This is a genomic window from Pyxidicoccus trucidator, assembly GCF_010894435.1.
In the GTDB taxonomy this organism is placed as follows: domain Bacteria; phylum Myxococcota; class Myxococcia; order Myxococcales; family Myxococcaceae; genus Myxococcus; species Myxococcus trucidator.
On the sequence record NZ_JAAIXZ010000016.1, the window covers coordinates 224232 to 246798 of the forward strand.

At 69.3% G+C, this 22567-nt stretch carries 18 protein-coding genes and 1 other RNA gene; 6 read left to right on the plus strand and 13 right to left on the minus strand.

Annotated elements, in window-relative coordinates; translation table 11 throughout:
• The first annotated feature begins 142 nt into the window (after positions 1-142).
• Complete coding sequence (locus G4D85_RS35920; RefSeq protein ID WP_164018604.1) at positions 143-1612, plus strand: DUF4397 domain-containing protein; 1470 nt, start codon at positions 143-145, stop codon at positions 1610-1612.
• A gap of 144 nt (positions 1613-1756) precedes the next feature.
• On the opposite strand, the gene G4D85_RS35925 is transcribed toward G4D85_RS35920, so the two are convergent.
• The 8 genes from G4D85_RS35925 to G4D85_RS35960 all read right to left on the minus strand — a co-directional run bounded on the left by G4D85_RS35925 (position 1757) and on the right by G4D85_RS35960 (position 8404).
• A complete protein-coding gene (locus G4D85_RS35925; protein ID WP_164018605.1) occupies positions 1757-2302 on the minus strand; it encodes an antibiotic biosynthesis monooxygenase family protein in 546 nt (181 codons plus the stop codon).
• Complete coding sequence (locus G4D85_RS35930; RefSeq protein WP_164018606.1) at positions 2299-2706, minus strand: hypothetical protein; 408 nt, start codon at positions 2704-2706, stop codon at positions 2299-2301. The genes G4D85_RS35925 and G4D85_RS35930 overlap by 4 nt, the downstream gene beginning before the upstream one ends.
• A gap of 107 nt (positions 2707-2813) precedes the next feature.
• On the minus strand, positions 2814-3545 hold the full coding sequence (locus G4D85_RS35935; protein ID WP_164018607.1) for a LytR/AlgR family response regulator transcription factor: 732 nt from the start codon (positions 3543-3545) through the stop codon (positions 2814-2816).
• A complete protein-coding gene (locus G4D85_RS35940) occupies positions 3542-4594 on the minus strand; it encodes a sensor histidine kinase (protein WP_164018608.1) in 1053 nt (350 codons plus the stop codon). The genes G4D85_RS35935 and G4D85_RS35940 overlap by 4 nt, the downstream gene beginning before the upstream one ends.
• A gap of 130 nt (positions 4595-4724) precedes the next feature.
• The gene (locus tag G4D85_RS35945; protein WP_164018609.1) at positions 4725-5483 is read right to left on the minus strand and encodes an iron ABC transporter ATP-binding protein; all 759 of its coding nucleotides are present in this window, start codon (positions 5481-5483) and stop codon (positions 4725-4727) included.
• Positions 5480-6448 (minus strand): iron chelate uptake ABC transporter family permease subunit, encoded by a 969-nt coding sequence (locus G4D85_RS35950; RefSeq protein WP_240359699.1) that lies wholly within the window; start codon positions 6446-6448, stop codon positions 5480-5482. Before G4D85_RS35950 ends, G4D85_RS35945 begins: the two co-directional genes overlap by 4 nt.
• Positions 6438-7400 carry an ABC transporter permease gene (locus G4D85_RS35955; RefSeq protein ID WP_164018610.1) on the minus strand — a complete coding sequence of 321 codons (963 nt, stop codon included), beginning with the start codon at positions 7398-7400 and terminating at the stop codon, positions 6438-6440. Before G4D85_RS35955 ends, G4D85_RS35950 begins: the two co-directional genes overlap by 11 nt.
• Before the next feature lie 14 nt (positions 7401-7414).
• Positions 7415-8404 (minus strand): siderophore ABC transporter substrate-binding protein, encoded by a 990-nt coding sequence (locus tag G4D85_RS35960; protein ID WP_164018611.1) that lies wholly within the window; start codon positions 8402-8404, stop codon positions 7415-7417.
• Between the two features lie 178 nt (positions 8405-8582).
• On the opposite strand from G4D85_RS35960, the gene G4D85_RS35965 reads away from it, so the two are divergent.
• A complete protein-coding gene (locus G4D85_RS35965) occupies positions 8583-10292 on the plus strand; it encodes a phosphatidylinositol-specific phospholipase C (RefSeq protein WP_164018612.1) in 1710 nt (569 codons plus the stop codon).
• Positions 10293-10299: 7 nt separating this feature from the next.
• Here the strand turns inward: G4D85_RS35965 and G4D85_RS35970 are convergent, their stop codons facing one another.
• The 3 genes from G4D85_RS35970 to G4D85_RS35980 form a co-directional block, all read right to left on the minus strand.
• Complete coding sequence (locus tag G4D85_RS35970) at positions 10300-11586, minus strand: hypothetical protein (RefSeq protein WP_164018613.1); 1287 nt, start codon at positions 11584-11586, stop codon at positions 10300-10302.
• A gap of 138 nt (positions 11587-11724) precedes the next feature.
• Positions 11725-12726 (minus strand): metallophosphoesterase, encoded by a 1002-nt coding sequence (locus G4D85_RS35975; RefSeq protein ID WP_420821743.1) that lies wholly within the window; start codon positions 12724-12726, stop codon positions 11725-11727.
• Between the two features lie 263 nt (positions 12727-12989).
• On the minus strand, positions 12990-13763 hold the full coding sequence (locus tag G4D85_RS35980) for a M57 family metalloprotease (RefSeq protein ID WP_164018614.1): 774 nt from the start codon (positions 13761-13763) through the stop codon (positions 12990-12992).
• 483 nt (positions 13764-14246) lie between these two features.
• On the opposite strand from G4D85_RS35980, the gene G4D85_RS35985 reads away from it, so the two are divergent.
• Positions 14247-14516: a GlsB/YeaQ/YmgE family stress response membrane protein gene (locus tag G4D85_RS35985; protein WP_164018615.1), complete on the plus strand. Its 270-nt coding sequence runs from the start codon at positions 14247-14249 to the stop codon at positions 14514-14516.
• A gap of 322 nt (positions 14517-14838) precedes the next feature.
• Entirely contained in the window at positions 14839-16110 is a 1272-nt protein-coding gene (locus G4D85_RS35990; RefSeq protein ID WP_240359700.1) for an SBBP repeat-containing protein, read from the plus strand.
• Positions 16111-16236: 126 nt separating this feature from the next.
• On the opposite strand, the gene G4D85_RS35995 is transcribed toward G4D85_RS35990, so the two are convergent.
• Positions 16237-18849: an HYR domain-containing protein gene (locus G4D85_RS35995; protein WP_164018616.1), complete on the minus strand. Its 2613-nt coding sequence runs from the start codon at positions 18847-18849 to the stop codon at positions 16237-16239.
• Between the two features lie 143 nt (positions 18850-18992).
• Positions 18993-19356: a transfer-messenger RNA gene (ssrA, locus tag G4D85_RS36000) on the minus strand.
• 223 nt (positions 19357-19579) lie between these two features.
• On the opposite strand from ssrA, the gene G4D85_RS36005 reads away from it, so the two are divergent.
• Together G4D85_RS36005 and G4D85_RS36010 are read left to right on the plus strand one after the other, a co-directional pair.
• Positions 19580-20938, plus strand: coding sequence for a M16 family metallopeptidase (locus G4D85_RS36005; protein ID WP_164018617.1), 1359 nt, complete (start codon positions 19580-19582; stop codon positions 20936-20938).
• A complete protein-coding gene (locus G4D85_RS36010) occupies positions 20938-22563 on the plus strand; it encodes an insulinase family protein (protein ID WP_164018618.1) in 1626 nt (541 codons plus the stop codon). Before G4D85_RS36005 ends, G4D85_RS36010 begins: the two co-directional genes overlap by 1 nt.
• The last annotated feature ends 4 nt before the right edge of the window (positions 22564-22567 follow it).

The window sequence follows — 22567 nt, forward strand, 5'->3', positions numbered from 1 at the left end:
CCGTACGTGAATTCGAAGAGACGGCGCAGCCCCCTCAACCAGCTCCGTGGATTCTTTCCGTCAGGGCGGCACCGGCGCGCTGCACCTCGCTCGTGAGGTGCGGCCTTCAGTCAATCCACTCGTCAATTCATGGGAGAGAAACATGCTGAGGAGCTTCTGGAAGAACCGCGTCCTGGTGGCGGCGCTGGCCGCTTCGATGTCCACGCTGTCCGCGGGTTGCGGTGAAGGCGATGACGACAAGGAGCCGCCCGACACCCGCCCCGCGAAGCTGCGCGTCATCCACGCATCGCCCGACGCTCCGGCGGTGGACATCTACGCCGAGGGCCAGGCGGCGCCGCTGTTCACCAACGTGAAGTACGGCGACACGACGAGCTACGCCACCGTGCCGGCGGGCACGTACAACGTGCAGGTGCGTGCGGCGGGCGCGGCGGCGAGCTCGGCGCCCGTGTACTCCACCGGCCCGCTGACGCTGGGTGCCAATGCCAGCGTGAGCGCGCTGGCCTCGGGCCTGCTCGGCGCCAGCGACAACACTCAGTCCTTCCGCGTGCTGCCGCTTGCAGAGGGCTTCAGCGCTCCGGCGGACGGGCGGGCGCGCGTGCGCATCGTCCATGCGGGCGCGGACGCGCCCACCGTGGCGCTGGACGTGGGCGATGACGGCTCCTCCGAGGTGCCGGCCCTGCAGCGCTTCCAGGACACCGGCGCTACCGGCGTGGACCTGCCCGCGGGCCAGTCCTTCCAGGTGGGCGTGCTCGCGGGAGGCAACAAGGTGACGGCCTTCACCATCCCCGCCCTGCCATCTCGCGGCGAGGTGTTCGTCATCGCCACCGGGCAGCTCTCCGCGAAGCCTGGCGCCACCAACGGCTTCGGCCTGCTCGCGGCGGGGGTGGGCTTCATCCGGCAGAACCCCGTCGTCTACGCGCTGCACGGCTCGCCGGACGCGCCTCCCGTGGACATCTTCGCGGGCAACGCCGAGCTGGTGGACAACCTGACCTTCGGCCAGCTCTCCAAGCCCATCCAGGTGCCGCCGGGCACGTACACCCTGGACGTCTTCGCGCATGCGTCCGGTGCCTCGCGCCCGGCCGGCCACCCCGCCGGTGCCGACAGCACGCCCGCGCTGGAGGCCGGAGGCCGCTACCTCGTGGTGGCCGCCGGCTTCCTGTCGCCCGGCGCGGGGGACCCGGCGACGTCCACCTTCGAGCTGCTCGCCTTCGCCGACGGCTTCGCCCAGGACAAAGACAGCCTGAGGCTGCGCGTGGTGCACGCCTCGCCGGACGCGCCCGAGGTGGACGTGGCGCCGCTGGAGAACGGGCTCGTCCCGATGCATGCGGCCTACAACGATGTGCCCTACCGGCAGGCCTCCGCGCCCGAGGGACTGGCGCTGCCGGCGGTCCAGGCCCAGGTGGGCGTGGCCGCCGCCTCCGCGAGCAACCGCGCACCGGTAGCCCGCTTCGACTTCGACACCGCGCCCTTCATCGGCAAGGGCGTCTTCGCCGTGGCCGCGGGCGCGCTGTCGCCTACGCACGGGGAGGGCGAGGCGTCCTTCCGGCTGGTAGCGGTGGACACCGGCGCCTCGCCCTGGACGGCCACCGCCCTGCACCCCGTGTTTCCGTAGTCCCTGCTCACGGTCCCCAGCGGGCGCCACGGTCCTTTCTCCACCGTGGCGCACCGTCAGCGGTCCTCCTCGGCCCCTCTGCTCCCTCCCCCTCGACAGGGCCCCCATCCCCCGTAGGCGTGTCCGCCGGCATCCGTGGGCGGCTCAGTAGAACGGGCCTGGGTCGGCCCCGAGCTGCCGCGCTGCCTTCGTCCAGGACACCCCGCGCTCGTTGTCCGTCCAGTGCGTGACGATGCTGCCCCCGCGGCTCACCTCGCGCACGGAGGACACCGCGGCCTGGTGCGCGGAGCCCGAGACGAAGGAGTACATGGCCGCCTCGTCCCTCCACACGGAGAGCGTTCGCGCCGTCCCGCAGCGCTCGGACGAGGCCACCTGAAGGGCCACCAGTCCCTGCTGGGCCTGGAGCGACTCGGAGATGGGGCCCATCAGCGCCTGGAAGCGGGCCAGCGCCTCGGGCTCCGGCCTCAGCTTGAGATAGGTGCTGCTCACGATGTAGCTGCCGGGCTCCAGTGTCCCGTCCGCGCGGACCGCGGCTCCGGCCAGTGGAAGCATTTGCAGGTCCTCCTCCAGTCGTTCCCGCGCGCAGTCCGCGAGCGGGTCTTCCTGAACGATGGCAGGAGGAGGGAGCTCTCCCCCGCCACAAGCGGGCAGGACGAGCAGAGTCAGGTAGGAAAGGAGGATGCGCTTCATGGGTTCGACTCCTGATGAGGGTGGGACTCGGGACGGCAGGAAGTGGCGCCAGACACGGCGCCGAAGTGCAGCGGTGCGAAGTCGCGCCCCAGCCTCCGCGAGGAGAAGTGCTCGGAGCGCGCCATCACCCGCACCTGGACTGCATCGGCGGCGGAGGCGGTGGAGCGCAGCGTGGCCACCCAGTGGCCCGCGCCCGTGGCGTCCCGCACGAGGAGGTAGAGATAGCTGCCCGCCGGCAGTCGCTCCTCCACGTGCCCGCACAGCGTGTAGTGCGAGGCCGCGTCGAGCGCGTAGCGGGTGAGCGGGTTGTCCCGGCTCCCCGAAGACAGGGGATGGAAGGAGAGGGCAGTCCCGGCACCCAGCATGCCCACGACTGTCACGGTCAGCAGCAGCTTGCGTTGCATGCTCCCAAGGTAGGGGAGCGTGCCGCTCGCCGGGGCCGGGGCCGACGGGAGGCCTCGTCATGCGGACGGACGGCGGCCTCCAGGAGATGGCGGCGGTGCACGGCCGCTCAGTCCAGCCCGAGTCCCCGCTTCACCTCCGCCAGCAGGCGGCGGCTCACCCGCGCCACCTGCCCGTCCCGCAGCTCCACCTCGTGGATGCCGTCCGCGCCGCGCAGCGCCCGGATGCTGTTCGCGTGCACCAGCTCGCCCCGGTGCACGCGCAGGAAGCCCGCCTCCCGCAGTCGCTCCTCCAGCGTGGACAGCGGCTCCTCCGTCATCTGCTCCGCACCGTCCACCAGGAACACGGTGTACTTGTCCGAGGACCAGAAGCGGGTGATGTCGCGCGCGTCGAAGAAGCGCAGCGTGCCCGCGGTGGAGGTGACGATGCGCGTGGAGGCCCCCGCGGGCCTCACCGTCTCCAGCGCCCGCGAGACGGCCTCCCGCGAGGCCAGCCGGCGCTGCCGCGCGCGCTCCATCGCCGTCGCCAGCCGCTCCGGACGTACTGGCTTGAGCAGGTAGTCCACCGCGTTGACCTCGAACGCCTGCACCGCGTGCTCGTCATGGGCCGTGACGAAGATGACGGGGGGCAGGTCCGCGTGGCGCTGCGCCAGCGTCAGCCCGTCCATGCACGGCATGTGGATGTCCAGCAGCAGCAGGTCCGGCCGGAGCGTGGCCACCTGCCGCAGTGTCTCCTCCGCATCACCGGCCTGGCCCACCACCTCCACCCCGGCCAGCTCCCGCAGCATGCGCTCCAGCCGCCGGCGCGCGGGCTCCTCGTCGTCCACGACGAGCACCCTCATGCGGCGGCCCCGGCCGGGAGTGCGAGTCGCGCCATGCACCCACCTCCCGGGGCGGGCTCCAGGGCGAAGGCGCCCCGCTCCCCGTAGAGCAGGCGCACGCGGGCGTGCAGGTCGCTCAGGCTCGTCTGGCTGCCGCGGTGCTCCGAGGCGCCGGGGCCCGGCCCGTCATCCTGCACGTCCAGCAGGACGCGCTCGTCCTCGAGGCGCACCCGCACGTGCACGCTCACCTGCTGGCGGCTGGCCAGGCCGTGGATGATGGCGTTCTCCACGAGCGGCTGCAGCAGGAGCGGTGGCACCTGCACGTGCGCGGCGCGGGATTCCAGCTCCACCGAGGTCTCGAGCCGCCGGCCGTAGCGCACCTGCTGGATGGCCAGGTAGTCGCGCACGATGTCCACCTCGCGCTGGAGCGGAACGAGGCGCACCTTCGAGCTCTCCAGCGCGTAGCGGAACAGGTCGGCCAGCCGCTCCAGGGTGCGCTCGGCCAGCTCCGGGTCCTCGGAGATGAGGGTGGCGACCAGGTTGAGGCTGTTGAAGAGGAAGTGCGGGTGGATGCGCGCCTGCAGTGCCTCGAGCTGGGCGCGCAGTGCCGCCTGTCGCTCGGCCTGGGCCTGCCGCTCCACGGCGAGCGCGCGGTTGCGCAGCCGCTGGATGGTGAGCGCAGGGAGCACGAAGATGCTCGAGATGATGATGCACGTCACGCTGAAGTCCATCAGCATGGAGGGGTGCTGGCACAGCAGTTCCTTCACCGGATGCACGGCGACGGCCACCACCACGGAGACGCCGGTGATGGTGGCCACGTGCAGCAGCGTCTCCGCGGCGCGGCTCCGGATGTGCCGGACGAGCCGTGGCATCACCGTGAGGTACAGCAGGTGGATGGTGAGCGACAGCGAGGCGAAGGGCACGCAGATGCCCGCCAGTTGGAGCAGCGCCTCCTTCCAGGACATGGAGAGCAGCCCGTCCACCAGCAGCGGCGCCGCCGCCAGGGGAGCGAGGGGGTAGAGCCACACCATCTCTCGCGGCAGCAGCCGCTGCGTATCCCGGCCTTCCATCGGCCACTACCCTAGCCCTGCCCCCTGGCAGCCGCCCAGCCTCCCGACGAAAGGCGGCCCGGCGCCGACGGACGGCGTTGGCGCCGGGGGCCCGCCGCCCCGCATGCCGTGACACGGAGGCGCCGCGGGCTCAGCGGTAGTGCGTGGCAATCCAGTCGCCATCAAGCTGCTGGATGGTGATGTCGAGCTCGTAGACGGCGCGCAGGACATCGGAGCGCATGATTTCCTCCGCGCGACCCTGGAACGCCACCTTCCCGTCGCGCATCGCGACGATGTGGTCGGAGTAGCAGGACGCGAAGTTGATGTCGTGCAGCACCAGGACGACGCTCTTGCCGAGCACGTCGGCGGCGTGCCGGAGCTGCTTCATCATGGACACCGCGTGCTTCAGGTCCAGACCATTGAGCGGCTCATCCAGCAGCACGTAGTCTGTGTCCTGACAGAGCACCATCGCCACGAAGGCGCGCTGACGCTGCCCTCCCGACAGCTCGTCCAGGAACCGCTGCGCGAGCGTGCCAAGCCCCATATGTTCGATGGCCCGCTCCACGTGCTCGCGGTCCTGTACCGTCGGCCGCCCCTTGGAGTGCGGATAGCGGCCGAACGTCACCAGCTCCCGCACCGTCAGCCGCGCGTTGAGGTGGTTGTCCTGGCGCAGGATGGCCAGCCGCCGGGCGAGCACATCCCCGGGCGTGGTGGTGACGTCCAGTCCGTCCACCAGCACGGAGCCCGACGACATGGGCAGCACCCGGCTCATCATCGAGAGCAGCGTCGACTTGCCCGCGCCGTTCGGCCCGATGATGGAGGTGATGCCGCCCACGGGAAGCCGCAGGGTGACGCCATCCACCACGAGCGTGTCGCCATAGCGCTTGCTGACGTTCTTCGCCTCGATCATCTCGTGGCCTTTCTCATGAGCATCGCGAGGAACACCAACCCGCCCAGGAACTCGATGATGACCCGCGGATTGGTGTCCAGGCCGAAGACCCGCTCGAGGACGAGCTGCCCCGCGACCAGGGCGATGGCGGCGATGAGCGCCGCGGCGGGCAGGACGAGCACATGCCTGTACGTCCGTGTCACGGCATAGGCGAGGTTGGCGACCAGGAGCCCGAGGAAGGTCACCGGTCCGACCAGGGCCGTGGACACCGAGACCAGGACCGACACCAGCGCGAGGACCCACGCCACCGTCTTCGCATGGTCCACGCCCAGGTTGATGGCCACCTCCCGGCCCAGCACCAGGACGTCGCAGGCCCGCAGCAGCCGGAACCCCAGCACCGTGGCCCCCAGCGTCAGCGCGCCGGAGAGGAGCAGCAATTCGTGCTCGGGGTCGTTGAAGCTCGCGAAGAACCGGTCCTGCAGGAAGAAGAACTCGTTGGGCTCGATGACGCGCTGGAGGAAGGACGACAGGCTCCTGAACAGCACGCCCAGAATCACGCCCACGAGCAGCAGCAGGTGGACGCTGCCCCGGGCCAGGCCGAACAACCACCCGTTCAGCAGCGCGGAGAAGGCCACCATGAGGATGACCTCCACTCCGAACAGGAACCTCGGGTCCAGCCCCGCCACCGTGGTCGACCCCAGCAGGAAGACCATGCACGTCTGGATGAGCACGTAGAGGTAGTCGTACCCCATGATGGCGGGCGTCAGCACGCGGTTGCCCGTCACCGTCTGGAAGAGCACCGTGGAGACCGCGATGGAGTAGCCGACCAGCACCGCGGTCGCGAGCTTTCGCGCCCGGAACGGCAGGACGAAGTCCCACTGTCCTCCCGCGTCGATGAGCATGAACAGGGCGGCGCAGGCCATGGCCACGCCCCCGAGCACCAGCAGGGTGCGCTCGGGCCTGGCGAGCGCGGCGCTACCCGACACGGGCGTCCCTCCTCAGCAGGAGGTACAGGAAGAGGACGCTGCCGATGACCCCGGCGATGGTCCCTCCCGGAATCTCGTAGGGATGGCGCACCACACGGCCCACGATGTCGCACAGCAGCACGAAGCCGGCACCGCTCACCGCGACCCAGGGAATGGACCGGCGCGCATTGTCGCCCAGGACCCGGGTGACGAGGTTGGGGACAATCAAGCCCAGGAAGGGAATCATCCCCACGGTGACCACAATCATCGCGGTGACCAGGGAGACGATGACGAGCCCGAGCGCGACGATGCGCGGGTAGTTCAGCCCGAGGTTGGTGGTGAAGGTCTCTCCCATGCCGGCCACGGTGAAGCGGTCGGCGGCGGCGTAGGCGCCACAGGTGAGCCCCAGCGTTACCCAGAGCAGCTCGTACCGTCCGCGAAGGACGGTGGAGAAGTCGCCCGTGGTCCACGCGTTGACGGACTGCAGCAGGTCGAACCGGTAGGCGAAGAAGGTCGTCGCCGAGTCGATGATGCCTCCCAGGATGAGCCCCACCACCGGAACGATGAGCGCCGAGCGCATCGGAATGCGCCGCAGGACGAGCAGGAACATCGCCGTTCCCGCCAGGGCGAAGAGCGTGGCGACCAGCATCTTGCCGAGCACGGGAAGGCCCGGGGCCAGGAGGGTGGCGGCCAGCAGGCCGAGGCTCGCGGACTCCGCCGTCCCCGCCGTCGTGGGCTCCACGAAGCGGTTGCGGGCAATCATCTGCATGAGGAGGCCCGCCACCCCCAGGGACGTGCCCGCGAGCATGATGGCGAACAGGCGCGGCACGCGGCTGATGACCAGCACCTGGAGGGCGCGGTCATCCGGGCCGGGTGAAAACAGGGCGGCCCACGACACGTGACTGGCGCCAATCAGGAGACTGATTCCGGCCAGCACGGCGAGGACGGCCGCGGCAACGAGCAGACGCTTCACGGGTACGGAGCCAACTAGCGAGCCTGCGCGTAGGCGGCCGCGACCTGGTCACGCATGTGCTTGACCGACTGGATACCGCCGCCGACCAGGTAGGAGGTCCCTGGGTCCAGGTAGACGACCTGTCCCTTCTGCCAGGCCGAGGTCTGGTGGACCAGCTCGTTGCCCAGCACCTGCCGGGCCCCGCCCTCCTGCTGGCCCATGGCCGCGTCGCGGTCGATGACGAACAGCCAGTCGGGGTTCTTCTCGCGGATGAACTCCGCGCCGATGACCTCTCCGTGTAGCGACGCGCTGAGCCCCTCGGCGGCGACGGGAACACCGAAGTCGTCGTGGATGACGCCGAAGCGCGAGCCCGGGCCATACGCGCTCATGCGCCCTCCGGTGACGAGGACCACCAGGCCCCGTCCCCGGCCGGCAGTCGTCCCCTTGAGCGTGGCAATCGACTTCCGCAGCTCCTCCACCAGGGTGCGCGCCTTCGCCTCCTTGCCGAAGATGCCGGCCAGCAGCTCCGTGTTGGCGACCACCGTGGCGAGGTAGTCCTTCCCGCTCATCGGCAGGTCGACGGTGGGCGCGAGGCGGGAGAGGTTCGCGTACTTCGCGCTGGAGCGGCCCCCGGTGATGATGAGGTCCGGACGCACGGCGTGGATGGCCTCGTAGTCGGGCTCGAACAGGGTCCCCATGCGCGCGTACTTCGCGTCGCGGTACTTCGCGAGGTGGTCGGGGAACTGGTCTCCCGCGACGCCGAGGACGTCCACCTCCAGGGCCTGGAGGATGTCCAACGCCACCAGGTCGAAGACGATGACCCTTCGCGGGTTCAGGGGCACGACGGTGGTGCCCTGGGCGTGAGTGACGGTGCGGCCCTCCACGGCGGCCGGAACGCCGGGCTCGGCCCAGGCCTCGGGGGTGGAGGGGCGCTGGAACTTCACGCCGACCCATACGACGGCCAGCACGACGACGACGCCAAGAATCGCGAAGAGAGGGAGGGAACGCCGGTCAGGTGTGCTCACGATTTCGTCCAGCCAAGGCTCTCGATGCGTCCCTGCGACGGGCAGGGCGCAATTTCGATTCTGCAAATCAAAATCACACCATAGGCGCAACCGCGTGCCTCGTCAAAGGATGTTGTGAGGCGCTCGCCCGGCAACGAGAGTTAGCGCGAACAAGCCGGACTCCGAGTAAAACCCCTCCATGAGCCACCCACCGCGCCACACCGTACGCCCGCGAGACGCGGCGCTGTTCCTCGTCCTGGGCCTGCTCGCCCTGGCCCTGCCCGCCTCCGCCGGCGGGCGTTACTACAACCACTCAGGGAGCATCGAGACGAGCCACCCGGGCTGGATGGGCGCGTTTCCCGACTCGACGAGCCTGGCGTCCGTGTCCCTGCCCGGAACGCACGACACCATGGCGTTCACGAACACGGGCGGAGACCTGACGCAGACCCAATCCCTGAACCTGCGCGCCCAGCTCGACGCGGGCATCCGGGCGCTTGACATCCGCTGCCGTCACATTGGCGATGCCTTCACCATCCACCACGGCGTCGTCTACCTGAACGTCAACTTCACCGATGTCCTGAACACCGCCACCCAGTTCCTGAGCGAGCACCCTCGCGAGACGCTCGTGATGCGCGTGAAGAAGGAGCACACGGAGGAGAACATCACGCGCACGTTCGCCCAGACCTTCGAGTGGTACCGGGAGCAGCCCGCCTTCAAGCCGTACATCTGGAGGGGAAGCCACGTGCCCACCCTGGGAGAGGTGCGCGGGAAGCTCGTCATCCTGGACGACTTCGGGGGTGGGGCCTACGGCATCCCCTGGTCGTCGTTGGACCTCCAGGATGACTGGACCGTGTCCACCCTCTTCGACATCGACGACAAGTGGAACAAGGTCCGCGCCCACCTGGAGAAGACGAACACCGGCTCCCCGTCCAAGCTGTTCGTGAACTTCCTGAGCGGCTCGTCGGCGGGGGCCTTCCCCTACATGGTGGCGGGCGGCGCGGGCTCGGGAATCCGCGGCGTCAATGACTTCGCCATCGACTACCTCGTCGGCGCCAAGGTGCAGCGCGCGGGAATCATGATGATGGACTTCCCTGGCGCGGGGCTCATCGACGCCATCCTGGCCCTCAACTACCGGCTGTTGCCCGCCTCGAGCACCCTGCCCGCCGACCTCGGCACCATCTTCAGGAACATCTCCTACACCCTCGGAGGCGATGCCGCGGCTCGGTGGTACGGAGTCCGTGACTTCATCCACAACGCCGCTCCGGGAAGGAACTGGCATGTGCTGGCGCTGAAGGCGGGCTGGGGCGGCTGGATGCACTACGAAGGAAACTTCCTCCAGTCCGACTCCATGGATGGCTACACCCATCTCGCCTTCACCTCGCGCACGGTGACCAGCACGGTCAGCAAGAGCTACCTGGAGGGATATGTGAATGGGCAGCTGAGCAGCCTGACGGGGAGCTCGGCGGACCGGGCCTCCCAGCTCTTCAACCGGGTGACGGCGCGCTTCCCCTTCCAGAGCTGGTCCGTGGTGGTGAAGCAGGCCCCGGGCGGGCTCGGCAACTGGGCGTACTCGGATTATGGAATGGCCGCCAAGCTCACGCTGGGCGACTACACCTACGCCGTCCAGGGGTACTCCGCGCAGGACGGCGTGTACCTCTACGAGCACGCGAACTTCGAGGGCAACGTGCTGCGCCTCACCTCGGGCGTGGGCCGGCTCGGGACTGTCGGCTTCGACGACATCCTGTCCTCCTTCAGCATCATCGGCCCGTACCTGGCCACCTTCTGCGAGCACCCGGACCAGACCGGCCGGTGCTTCAACGCCTCCCAGGGCATGAGCAACATCGGAAACGTCCCGGGAGGTCCCTGGAACGACGTGGTCTCCTCCGTGGGGCTCAACCGGGTGAACTGATGGGACTTCAGTCGAACTCGGTGCTCGTGCTCCGCACCGCGCGCCAAGGCTTCGCGCGCTTCTCCATCTCGGCGAAAGGCACCCGCGCGAAGTCGCGGCCGCGTCCCACCTCGATGCCAATCCACAGCACCTCGGGCTCCTGGACGTACACCGCCACGTCCGCCCACTCCGTCCGGCGCGTGAGCAGAGGCTCGACGCTGTAGGCGCGCGGGTTCCGGGCCAGATTGACATCGAACAGCAGCACGAAGTCGCCCCAGTGCATCCACAGCGCGCCGTTCTTCCGCAGCCCCAGCGCATGGAGATTGCTGTCGATGGTGTCTGGGTCGTTGGACGCCGGCAGCCGGACCGTCTCCTGCTTCCCGTCCGGCGTGTGGCGGTGGATGACCAGCGCCTCTTCCTGATGGTTGAGCAACTGGAGCACGTCGCCGGAGTTCGTCGAGAAGAGGCGCTCGTCGTACGAGGCGAACTTCGGGAACGGGCGGATGTCCGCCTTCGGCTGTCCCGGCCGCCACCGCAGCACGGCGCGCTCGTTACGCTCGAGGCTCAGCTCGAGGAACACCTGCTCGTCGGTGTTCCCCCAGATCATCCGAGCGTTGCTCACCAGCGTGGCCCTACCGTCGAGCAGGACGGTGTGCTTCACGCCGTGCGCGGTCAGCTCGTAGGCAACGACCGCGCGGACGGGATTGCAGGTGCGGTGCTCACACGGTTGATCGGGCCTCTCCGGTATCAGGTACAGGGCGACGTCCCGGCTCCTGTCCAGCTGCCGCCCCTCTTCGACGCGGTACAGGAGCTCGGGCGCGCCACCGTCGAGCGGAACCCGGTAGGCGATGCTCACCTCGCCGCGCGGCTTCTTGTGCCCTTCCATGTGGACCAGCACGTCTCGTCCATTCTCGAGGAAAGCCAGGGACCCGACCTGGAAATCCCAGAGTTCGTCCGTGGGCGGTTTCGGCTTGGGGAGGGTGACGTGCCGTCGCGGCGTGCCGGTGAAGTAGTGCAGCGAAGCGTCCTTCTCCCACGCGGCGAGCACGTCGCCGGCCTTGTTCGAGGCGACACGGTACAGGCTGTCCTTCGGAATCCGGTGGAGCGAGGTGAACTGCCGCCCGCCCGGCGCAAGCATCCGGAGGTTCGAGCCGCCCACGGTGAGGAATCCGCCGTTGGGCATTGGCAGCATCGTGGTGAGCCCGTGCAGCCGCGACGGCGTGTCCGGCTTCTTGCTACGAGTGTCGATGCCTTCCGCGAAGGCGGCTGGCGCAACGAGCGCGAGGGCGATGAGCGCACTCCAGATTCGCGACACAGCGACACCTCCTGACGATGGGCGAATCGACGGCCGCGCTCGCCTTCTATTCACCCCCGGTAGGACGGCACACCCTCGAATGCGCCTGCCCAGCTCCCAGAACCCGGTACGTGCACTGCCCTCTCCTTAACGTGATTTTCAGCGGGAGATTGCCTCGCGCTGCGTCGGCCGCGGCGCCGCGGCGGGCTGGGGCGTCTGGACGGAGGGGCTCGGCGCGGGAGCCTTGAGAACGAGCAGGGGCACACGGCCCTCGGGATACAGGGCCGTGAGCCGATCTCCCCGGAGCTCCAGCGCCGCCAGATGGTGGCCGTAGCCCGTGCTCAACCCCGTGTCGATGAACACCACCCTCCCTCCGAAGCGCATGCGGACGCGCCCGTCCTGCGTCGTCGTGTGCCCCATCACCATCCGCTTCGCACCCAGCTGGCCCAGCACCTTCGTGAGCCCGGCCTCCCACGTCGCCTCATCCTCCAGCGCGTAGCCGCGGAACCACAGCGGACCGTTCCGGGCCGAGGCGCCCCCGGGAGGCTGGCCCGGTGTCAGGTCCTGCAGCACCCAACGGTTGATTCCTTCCAGCGTCGTCTCCGGCAGGTCCGGTGAAATGCCCCCGTGCAGGAAGAGGGTGTCATTGATGCGCACGACGGCGGCGTGCGTGCGCAGCCAGCGGCCATAGCGCCCGTCGGGCGCATAGGCAGCCTGGTGCCCCTGCGTTCCCCGGGGCGCGCCCGGCGCATCCGGCACGGGACTCTGGTCCGCGAACGAGGCCAGCTCGCCCGGGGTGACGTATCGCAGGTCCCCCTTCATGTTCATCACCTCGTGGTTGCCCAGCAGGGCGTGGACCCGGCCACCTGCCTTGCGCGCCTCGACCTCCAGGCGCATGAGCAGCTCGTAGGCCTCGCGCGTCTGGTCGCCCCGGTCCGGGATGTCTCCCGTCTGCACCAGATGCGCCTTGCCACCCGTCCAGTGGCCCTGCGCATCCACGAGCCCGGCCAGCTTCAACACCTCACGCAATGCCCCCACGTCACCGTGGACATCTCCCACGGCGACGATGCGCTCCACTCCCTGGAAGGCGTACGGCTCCGCGCGGGGCGCGGCAGCCATGAGCAGGGGACACAGCAGGAGGCAGAGCAAGGCAGGACGCACGGGAGGTTCCTCGGCACGGCTTTGACGCTGACGCCGCGGAGCCTAATTCACGTCCCCTTCCGTTCCCACCTCGACACCCGTCGGGCCTTTCCCCGCCAACCCTGGGCCCCTGGGCCGCCCGGCGCAGGGCGGCTCAGCTGTACGTCGTGAACCACTTCTCGTTGTTCACCGCATGTCCACAGGCTGCGACGCCCGGGAATACGGTGCCCGCGAGGAGCGAGCCCCCGAGTCATGAACAGACCCGGGGGCTGTCGCGCCAGCTCTCAGTACAGGTAGTCCAGCGAGGTGATGTCGGAGCTGCTCCACTCGCCAGTCTCGGTCGACCGGAAGCAGGAGTTCATGATGGACCCGCCCAGCGTGCCCGTGCTCGGCGTGCCGGGGATGAGGATGGCGCCAATGCCGGCGTCACCCTCGTTGCTGGCGGAGCCGCCGCAGCTGATGGACCGGTTGTAATAGTCCGAGTGGCGGAAGCCGATGCAGTGACCCAGCTCGTGGGTGATGACGTGCTCGTTCACGTCAACGCTGTACTTGTTCAGCCCGGTGCCGATGTTGATGGTCCCATAGGGCAGGCCACCCGAGGGGAAGCCCGCGGAGCCGCCGGTGCCGCCCGCGGTCTTCGCGGCGATGTTCGCGGTGCAGCCGGTGGCCGGACCGCGCACGAACCGGATGGCGAGGTTCCGCTGGTTGTAGTTCTCGATGGCCAGGTCGAGACCCGCGCTGAGGTTGGCGTACCTGTTGAACTGGGCGGTGGGATTGATGCAGATCGTCGTCACGACGCTGGTGTTGATGAGATTGTTCGTCCGGTACTGCTCCTCGGTCCCCTCGCCGGCCTGGAGCATCTCCCGGGACGCCTCGAGGGTCACGTGAGCGTCGCGCCCCGCGTACACGGCACCATCGACGACCTTGATGTCGTCGGCCTGATACCCGGCCTCGACCAGGTTGGCGATGATCTCCTGGTTCTCCATCTCCGGGTCGGTACCGCAGCCAACCAGCAACGCACCACAGCTCACCGCGAGGACTGCCGCCTTCTTGAGCATTTGGTTCTTCCTCTGATTCGGGGGACACGCCGCCTGAACTTCCCGTCAGCCGCGGACAGCGTGCCCTGGCACTGAGCAATTGCAGGGCCAATCGGGAACCCACGGGAAGTCGCTCGCATCCGGAAGATGCTTGGAGTGCCAACACTCCAGACTCCGAGGTGGTGACGTAAAGGAATGTGACACCCGGAGGCATAAGGGGTTGCCCTGACGGGGTTTTTGCCTCGGGGCGCGGGTATCCCAATGCCGGACAGTGGCGTCTTTGAATAAATCACATGTTTTGGGGCCGAAATCACATGCAAAATACGCATAGTGCGGCCACATGAATCGACGGTGCGTGCTGGACTGCCGCGCTTCTCGATGTCCTCGGGCCGGTCGGGCAGCGGCCCGACCCCTGGCCCCCTCGCCGACGAATCAAGAGAGAAGACATGCGCAGGCAGCGCGCCGTGCCCATGTTCCCTTCAATGAACCTCCTGGAGGGATGACATGTCTTTGGAGACGATTCTGGTGTGGGCGGTCATTGGCCTCATCGCCGGCTGGCTCGCCTCGGCCGTGGTGGGCGGGGGCTACGGCGTCATCGGTGACATCGTGGTGGGCGTGGTGGGGGCCTTCATCGGAGGCTTCATCTTCCGGGCGCTCGGCGCGGGGGCTCCATTTGGAGGGCTCGCCGGAACCATCTTCGTGGCCTTCATCGGAGCCGTGGTGTTGCTGCTGCTCCTCAGACTCATCCGCTCCTCCACGGTCCGAAGAGCCTGACGCACGCCGTCCGCGCTCACCCCTCGAACATACGGGTCGCACTTCGTGCGGCCCTTCGCGCGTTCGGAGGAGCGAATAGGGCGCCGCGCCGACAACGCAATGGCGGCCCGAGCGCACAGCCCTCAACTGCTCGCGCCCCTTCGCTGCCCCCTGACGCAGCAGCGTTATCCAGATAGGTCTCGTTTTACCCACTTCCTCCCGCGCCACCGGCATGCTTTTGCAACAGCTGCCGTGGGACACGCCGTCCCCGCGTGGGCCGTTGTGCGTCGCGCGCGCGACATCCACGGTGCTGCTCTTCCTCTTCCGTGAATGGAGTTGCGTGATGAAGAAGTCCCTGTGGAGCATGTTCGGTCTGGCGGGCATCGTGGCGGCCCTGGGCGCACCGCTTCCCGCCTCGGCGCAGGTCCCCACCCCCGCCTGGGTGCGGCAGCTCGGGTCGAACCTGGACGAGCTGGCCCAGGCGGTGGCCGTCTCGGGCAGCAGCGTGTACGTGGTGGGCCACACCACGGGCCAGCTCGGGCCGGAGCCGCGAGCGGGCGGCCCGGACGTCTTCATCTCGAAGTACGACACCGCCGGCGTGCTGCAGTGGGTGCATCAGCTCGGCACCAGCGAAAGCGACCGCGCCACGGCGGTGGCCACCGACGCGGACGGCAACGTGTACGTGGTCGGCCACACCTTCGGCGGCTTCGACTACTACGTGAATGCGGGCGGCCTCGACTTCTTCGTCACGAAGTACGACGCGCAGGGCAACCGCCTGTGGCTGCGCCAGCGCGGCACCGTCATGGATGACTTCGCCACGGGCGTGGCCGTGGGCGCGGACGACACGCTGTACATCGCTGGCTACACCGGGGGCAGCTACGCGAACGGCGGCAACCCCAACAACTACGACGTGGTGGTGGCCCTGTACGACACGGCTGGCAACCCCTACTGGCTGCAGCAGCTCGGCTCCAGCCAGAGCGACGTGGCGCAGGCAATCGCGGTGACGCCCACCCACGAGGTCTACGTGACGGGCCACACCTTCGGCAGCCTCGACGGCACCACCACCCCGGTGGGCACCGACATCTTCCTGATGCGGCTGGACATCCTCGGCACCCAGCAGTGGGTGCGGCAGGTGGGCGCGTCCGACCTCGACTACGCCACCAGCGTGGCGGTGAGCCCGGACGGCGGCGTGTACCTGGCGGGCTACACCTTCGGCACGCTGGACGGGAATCCCCAGGCCGGCACCTACGACGCGCTGCTTGCGCGCTATGACGACCAGGGCAACCGCCAGTGGAGCCGCCTGCTGGGCGGCACCCAGCCGGACTACGCCCAGGGCGTGGCCGTGGCCGCGGATGGCACCGTGCAGGTGACGGGCTACACCAGCGGCGTGTTCGACGGAAACCCCTCCACCGGGATGAGCGATGCGTTCCTCGCGCGCTACGACGCGCTGGGCACGAAGCTCGGCACGCGCGTGATGGGCACCTCCCTCCCCGACCAGGGCCGCGGCGTGGCCGTGGACGCCAGCGGCAACACGTACTTGACGGGCTTCACGTACGGCGGCCTCGGCGGCAACACCAGCGCGGGCAGCTACGACGCCTTCCTCATCCGGTTCTGAGGTCGCGCCAGAGCACCGGCGCCCGCGCGCCCGCGCCAGGAGGTTGCAGGAAGGCGGGATGACGTAGCCTGCCTGCAGATGGCGCCACGAGCCCGAGCCGCTCGTGGCGCCAGGAGCACCCCGGGCTCAGGCGTCTTGCGCGGTGTCGCCGCTCCGGCTCCGGCTCCGGCGCCTCGCGAGGCCGAGCCACGCCAGCATCAGCACCGCGCTCACACCTCCAGGGCCCGCGGCGCACCCCGACTTCTTGTCCTCGGGGTTCGGCACCTCCACCGAAGGCAACTCGCCCTCCACGGCCTCGATGGTGACCTGGAAGGAGCACGACGCCGTGTTGCCCGCGACATCCGTGGCCTGGACGTCGACCCGATGGGTGCCGACAGCCAGCGCCGCGCCCGGCCAGAGGCTGTAGGTCACCCTCGGTCCGGGCATCAGGTCATCCGAGGCGTGGACATCCGGGAACGCCACCTCCACGGGATTGCCGTCGGGTGACTCGACCCGGAAGTCCGCCGGGCACCCCACCACGGGCGGGGTGACGTCCTCGGGAGGCGGCGGCAGCGGCATCCACCAGGGCTCCGTTCCGGCCTCGGCGTCATGGGCCGCCAGCAGCACGCCCGTCGGAGTGGTCAGGAGCACTTCCGGGGTGCTGCCACGCGGCCCGGGATGGAAGTCCTGCACGCGGTACGTCCCTGCTCCGGGATTCCCATTCGTCGCCCACAGCTCCAGCCCTCCCGCCGCGTCCGCGCCGGCGAACAGGTACTGGCCATGCGCATCGAGCACGGCGGGCCGGGGATAGCGCTGGTACCCGGGAGGCTCGCCTCCGAAGAAGAGGTGCGGCGCCACGCTCCCGAGGGGAACGGTCCCCTCGGGGGTGCCATCCGTGCGCCACAGCCGGGCGCCCTCCGTCCCGGCCGACGCGGGGAAGAAGGCCAGCCCGCCTGTCTGGAAGAACCCCGTGTTCGAGAAGGAGGACCGAGTGACCTGCGGCGCGAACCAGGCCTCCGGCTGGCTCTCCCCGAGCCGCGTCGTGCTCGCGCTGGTGCCCCGGGTGCGCCACAGCGCCCAGTGGTCGCCCTCCAGGACCGAGAAGAGCAGGCTGCCGTTGACGGCGACGAGGCTGTCGACCTGCTCGACGCTCCCCATGCGGCGAGCCTTCGCGCCCGGAAGGGCCTTGAACAGCATGGCCTGGGTCTTGTTGCCTTCCACCAGGAAGTACGCCGCCTCGCCAATCGCGATGACCGGCCGGGCCATCGGCGTGAGCGAGGAGTTCGCGCCCGTCGGGTCCGCCTCCAGTTCGATGCGCACGGTGCCCGCCGGTGTGCCGTCGGTGCTCCAGAGCTCCCGCCCCTTGAGGTAGTACGCCCGGCCTCCGGCGACCGTGAGCCCTCGGGGGAAGAGCGCATCCTGCCCGGGCACCACGTCGGCAATCATCCCGGTGCCCCCGGGCGTGCCATCGGAGGCCCAGAGCTCCACGCCCGTCCCCAGCGCGGAGCCCGGGAACAACAGCCGGTCCCCGAGCACCGCGAACTGGACGGGCAGCGGCATCATGTTCTCGTGCTCCGTCGCGAACGAGGCCAGCCTCACGGTTCCCGCCGGGGTTCCATCGGTGCGCCATAGCGCGCTATGGGCCTGGAACAGGAGGGCCTGCCCCAACCTCAGGACCACGCCATGGCTTCCGCCGCTGATGTTGCCGGGGGCGCTGTCCAGCAGCAGGTGGGTCCCCTCGGGTGTCCCGTCCGTCACCCAGGGCTCCTGTCCGTGCTCCGAGTCATTGTTGTAGAAGACGAAGCGCGTGCCGAGCCCCGCCCCCTGGGGAGGCCATGAGTCCACCGGGGCCGGGCAAACGTCCTCCCGCACCACGCGCGTGCTCTCGACAGTGCCCTCCGTCCGCCACAGCGCGCATGCCGACGTCGGAGTCCTGGCGGTGAAGAGCACTCCGCCGTTGAAAGAGCCCACACCGTTGGGCCAGGAGCCGAGGGGACCCTGGACCCGGGTGAGAGGCCGCGTCCCCTCGGGGGTGCCGTCCGTCCGCCAGAGCTGATGTCCCGTGTCGGGCTGATAGCCGGGCAGCAGGATTTGGTCGCCGAGCGGCACCAGCTCGAAGCTCAGCCAATCCCCCAGGAACGGGGCGCGCTCCTCGTCCCACACTTCACCCAGAGCCACCGTCCCGGCCGACGTGCCGTCCGTGCGCCACAGCCACGCGCCCTCCCGGACCGGCTTGAGCTGGAGGAGCCCGCCCACGAACGGAACCTCCGCGGACGTGGGGTTGGGCTCGGCCTCGCTGAACGCCTTGCGGACCCGGTGCGTGCCCGCGGGCGTCCCGTCCGTCTCCCAGAGCCAGGAGGTGTCCTCGGCCCACGCGGTGAAGGTGAGCCGGTCTCCCTCCACCTTCAGGTTCCTCGGGTCGGCGGAGGGCAGCCCGGGGTGCAGGTCCATCAACGGGTGCGTGCCCTCGGCGGTGCCGTCGGTGACCCACAGCTCCGTCCCCGAGCCGTCGTGGGCCGTGCCCCGGAAGAACACCTTGTCGCCCAGGCGGGTGAGCGACTTCACGCCGAGCCCCGCGCTCACCGAGGGGTTGGCATCCACGAGGCGGAAGGCCACGTCCCGCGCCACCAGCGCGGAGGTCTCCTGCTCGGGAAGAGGAGTGGAGGCTTCAGTTGCGGCGCCGCACGCCAGCACCCATGTGGCCGCCAGCAGGAGCCGCCCCCAGCGGCACCCGCGCTTCGTCACTTCGAGAGAGTTCATCTGCTTCGTTATCCGGAGTTGGCGGAGCCCCCGGCCATGGGTGCAGGGCACCCGGTTGGCTCACGCCGCCATCACCATGCCATCAACGCGCGCCCGAAAGAAAACCCCGTGGCACCTTGCGGCGCCACGGGGCTCTTTGCTGCTTGGAGGCGGCGGGAATCGAACCCGCGTCCGAAAGCCTTCTGTTCTTCGACCCTACGTGCGTAGTCCGCGATTTGCTACGTCCCGGAGACTCCCACGGACAGGATTCTCCGAGCCGGTCCTGGAAAGATCTCGCCACCTCGGGCCCAGGCACCCTTGGCAGCCAGCCTGCATTATGACGGTCTGACCCAACCCCACAGGCCGAGGGCGGGGGGACCGCGCACTAGAAGCTGTTTTTAGGCAGCCAGCGCGAGCTCAACGTTGTCGTTGGCTTTTGTGTTCTTGCCGGGTTGGATTTACGAGCTACCAGACAAGCTCGGCACGCGTCTCGAACTTCAATGCCCCCGTCGAAACCGGGTCGCCCCCGGAGGTTCACTGCCACTGCGACTGCCGCGCGGTCGGCTTCAACCGCGCCTCCTCACATTAACCGCTGACGGGGGTCCGTCAATCCTCCTGACCGTCCCGGGACGCAGGTTCTCGCACGCCGCCGGACACTCCCGTCACAACCTGCACCCCCAACGACCGGGCCGTCGTAGGGTCGCCTCCCCGCCGGGCCGCCCTCAACCGTGCCCGGCCATGAGGACGCCGAATGAGACGACTGCTCCCCCTCCTACTGCTCCTGCTGGCCCCGGCCCTGGCGGCCGAAGCCCAGTCCGGGCCTTCCGCCTCCTTCCCCTACACGCTCAACACCGAGAAGCTGCCCAACGGCCTCACGGTGGTGCGGGTGCCCTACCCGTCCCAGGGCATCATCGCCTACGTCACCGTGGTGCGCGTGGGCTCGCGCAACGAGGTGGAGCCCGGCAAGACGGGCTTCGCCCACTTCTTCGAGCACATGATGTTCAAGGGCACGAAGACCCACCCCGAGGGGGACCGTGAGAAAATCATGGGGACCTTCGGCTACGACGACAACGCCTTCACCACCGACGACGTCACCGTCTACTACTCCTACGGCCCCGCGGCCGGCCTGCCCCAGCTCATCGAAATCGAGGCGGACCGCTTCCGGAACCTCGAGTACGCCGAGCCCGCCTTCCAGACGGAGGCGCTCGCCGTGCTGGGCGAGTACCACAAGAACGCCGCCGCGCCGTACCTCAAGATGGAGGAGGAGCTGAACGCCGCCGCCTTCACGCGCCACACCTACCGCCACACCACCATGGGCTTCTACGAGGACATCAAGGCGATGCCCCAGGCCTATGAGTACAGCCGCACCTTCTTCGAGCGCTGGTACACGCCCGACAACACCATGCTCTTCATCGTCGGCGACTTCGACGATGCGAAGGTGATGGAGCAGGTGCGTCAGCACTACGGCCCGTGGGACCGCAAGGCCACCGCCGTCACCGTCCCCGCCGAGCCGCCCCAGCGCGGCGCGCGCACCGCCCACATCGACTGGCCCCAGCCCACCCAGCCCCGGCAGGTGCTCGCCTGGCGCACCCCGGCCGCGTCCGCCAACACGGCCGACGCCGCGCTGCAGAGCATCCTGGTGGACTACCTCACCGGCCCCACCAGCCCGGCCTACAAGACGCTGGTGCTGGAGAAGCAGCTCGTGGAGTCCATCGGCAGCGACTACAGCGAGCACAGGGACCCGCACCTCTTCAGCCTCACCGCCACCCTCAAGGACGAGCGCCAGCGCGAGCAGGTGCGGCTGGCCCTCCTCAAGGAGGTGAGCAACCTCGCCGCCGGCCGCGTGGACGCCGCGCGGGTGAAGGCCATCCAGGACAACGAGCGCTACGGCATGCTGATGTCGCTGCAGACGCCGCGAGACGTGGGCATCCGCCTCGCCTGGTACGCCGGCGTCCTCGGCACTCCTGATGGGCTCCAGCGCCACCTGCAGAACCTGGCGAAGGTGACGCCCGCGCAGCTCCAGACCTTCACCAAGAAGTACCTCACCGCCAACAGCCTCATCATGCTCAGCCTCACCCCCAAGACGGCCGGCGCCGGAGGGACGAAGTGATGAAGACCCGTGCTCTCGTTTCGCTCGCCGCCCTGCTGGGACTCGCCGGCTGCGCCACCACCCAGACGCCGCCCGTGGACTCCGACGCGCCGCCCCCGGCCGTGCCGTCCTCCGCCGCGCTGGAGCAGCAGCCGCCCGCACCGCCGCAGCCACCCGCGCGCCCGGAGGCCGTGCCCGCCACGCCCCTGCGCCAGCCCAAGCCCATGGAGCTGGTCGTCCAGGCCCGCCCGGACACACCCATCGTCGCCTTCCGGCTCGTCTTCCACGCCGGCTCGGTGGATGACCCGAAGGGCAAGGAGGGCCTCACCGACCTCACCGCCACGCTGATGTCCCAGGGCGGCACGCAGAAGCTCACCTCCGCCCAGCTGCTGGAAGCCCTCTACCCCATGGCCGCGCAGCTGGGGGCGTACACGGACAAGGAGTTCACGACCTTCTCCGGCCGCGTCCACAAGGACTTCCTCCCGCGCTTCCTGGAGCTCCTCACCGACGTCGTCCTCAACCCGCGCCTGGACGCCGCCGAGCTGGAGCGCCTGCGCGCCAACGCCATCAGCGACGTGGAGAACGGCCTGCGCAGCGCCAACGACGAGGCGCTGGGCAAGGTGGCGCTGGACGCGCTACTCTACCAGGGCCACCCCTACGCGCACTACGTCGGCGGCACCGTGCAGGGGCTGAAGGCCATTACCCTGGACGACGTGAAGGCCCATGCCCGCCGAGTCTTCACGCAGGACCGGCTCGTCATCGGCCTGGCCGGCCCGGTGGACGACGCGCTGAAGCAGGCCCTCACCTCGCGCCTGTCCGCGCTGCCTGCCCAGGGCGCCCCTCGCGTGGAGTTGCCGCCGGTGCCCACCACCGCCGGCCGCGCCGTCATCATCCAGAAGTCCACCCTCTCCACCGCCGTCAGCATGGGCTACGTCACGCCGGTGCGCCGCGGGCACCCGGACTTCTTCCCGCTGGCGCTGGCCTTCTCGCACCTGGGCGAGCACCGCCAGTTCCTGGGCGTGCTCTTCAACGAGCTGCGGGAGAAGCGCGGCCTCAACTACGGCAACTACGCCTACGCCGAGAACTTCATCGAGGACCCGGGCTCCACGTACAACCGCACCAACATCGCCCGCACCCAGCAGCTCCACACCGTGTGGATCCGCCCCGTGGTGCCGGCCAACGGTGTGTTCGCCACGCGCGGCGCGGTCTACTTCCTGGACCAGCTGGTGAAGGAGGGCATCCCCCAGGAACGCTTCGAGCTGATGCGCGGCTACCTCCAGGGATACTCGCGCCTGTGGGAGCAGACGGACCAGCGGCGCCTGGGCTACGCCATCGACTCGCTCTTCTACGGGACGCCGAACTTCCTGGAGCAGTACCGCGAGGCGCTCAAGACGATGACGCCCCAGTCCGTCCACGAGGCGCTGCGCCGCCACGTCCACCCGGAGGCCCTCAACTTCGCCTTCGTCACCCAGGACGCGGAAGGGCTCGCCCAGGCGCTGCGCTCCGGCCAGCCCTCGCCCATCACCTACGCCTCACCCAAGGAGGACGCGCTGCTGAAGCAGGATGAGAGCATCTCCACCTTCAAGCTCCCCGTGCGCCCCGACGCCATCCAGGTCGTCCCCGTGCAGACGGTGATGGAGAAATAACACC

Coding starts and splice junctions, on each gene's coding strand:
- G4D85_RS35920 (WP_164018604.1), top strand. CDS start 143: ATGCTGAGGAGCTTCTGGAAGAACCGCGTCCTGGTGGCGGCGCTGGCC.
- G4D85_RS35925 (WP_164018605.1), bottom strand. CDS start 2,302: ATGAAGCGCATCCTCCTTTCCTACCTGACTCTGCTCGTCCTGCCCGCT.
- G4D85_RS35930 (WP_164018606.1), bottom strand. CDS start 2,706: ATGCAACGCAAGCTGCTGCTGACCGTGACAGTCGTGGGCATGCTGGGT.
- G4D85_RS35935 (WP_164018607.1), bottom strand. CDS start 3,545: ATGAGGGTGCTCGTCGTGGACGACGAGGAGCCCGCGCGCCGGCGGCTG.
- G4D85_RS35940 (WP_164018608.1), bottom strand. CDS start 4,594: ATGGAAGGCCGGGATACGCAGCGGCTGCTGCCGCGAGAGATGGTGTGG.
- G4D85_RS35945 (WP_164018609.1), bottom strand. CDS start 5,483: ATGATCGAGGCGAAGAACGTCAGCAAGCGCTATGGCGACACGCTCGTG.
- G4D85_RS35965 (WP_164018612.1), top strand. CDS start 8,583: ATGAGCCACCCACCGCGCCACACCGTACGCCCGCGAGACGCGGCGCTG.
- G4D85_RS35980 (WP_164018614.1), bottom strand. CDS start 13,763: ATGCTCAAGAAGGCGGCAGTCCTCGCGGTGAGCTGTGGTGCGTTGCTG.
- G4D85_RS35985 (WP_164018615.1), top strand. CDS start 14,247: ATGTCTTTGGAGACGATTCTGGTGTGGGCGGTCATTGGCCTCATCGCC.
- G4D85_RS35990 (WP_240359700.1), top strand. CDS start 14,839: ATGAAGAAGTCCCTGTGGAGCATGTTCGGTCTGGCGGGCATCGTGGCG.
- G4D85_RS35995 (WP_164018616.1), bottom strand. CDS start 18,849: ATGAACTCTCTCGAAGTGACGAAGCGCGGGTGCCGCTGGGGGCGGCTC.
- G4D85_RS36005 (WP_164018617.1), top strand. CDS start 19,580: ATGAGACGACTGCTCCCCCTCCTACTGCTCCTGCTGGCCCCGGCCCTG.
- G4D85_RS36010 (WP_164018618.1), top strand. CDS start 20,938: ATGAAGACCCGTGCTCTCGTTTCGCTCGCCGCCCTGCTGGGACTCGCC.